The organism is Mesorhizobium abyssinicae (assembly GCF_049887195.1).
Classification (GTDB): Bacteria; Pseudomonadota; Alphaproteobacteria; order Rhizobiales; family Rhizobiaceae; genus Mesorhizobium; species Mesorhizobium abyssinicae.
This window is the reverse complement of sequence record NZ_JARAKC010000161.1, coordinates 1-254: the sequence shown is the minus strand read 5'-3', so window position 1 is coordinate 254 and position 254 is coordinate 1. Positions and strand designations below refer to the sequence as shown.

Here is a 254-nt window from a genome sequence, read left to right as displayed (position 1 = left end):
GTGAGCACGAGGGTTTGGATGAAGCTGCCGCGAGCCGAAGGGCCGCTATGGGCGACGAGGTCCGCCTCAACGAAGCCTGGTGCTGGATCGTCCCAATCCGCCGACGTTCTAATGGGAATGCTCCGTCTGCGGCGCGGCGATCAACGTGAGAGAGCGTATTGCCTCACGTAACGATGCTCCCCGAGATTCAAGCGTTGCCTCATCCATTTTGCTCCCGGCTTGGGGCGAAGGAGGCCGGGCGCGGAGATGGCCGG

At 63.4% G+C, this 254-nt stretch carries 1 pseudogene; it reads right to left on the bottom strand.

Annotated elements, in window-relative coordinates:
* Window positions 1-128 (bottom strand): annotated as a pseudogene (locus PU724_RS34075) (ISNCY family transposase); the annotation flags it as partial.
* Window positions 129-254 lie beyond the last annotated feature (126 nt).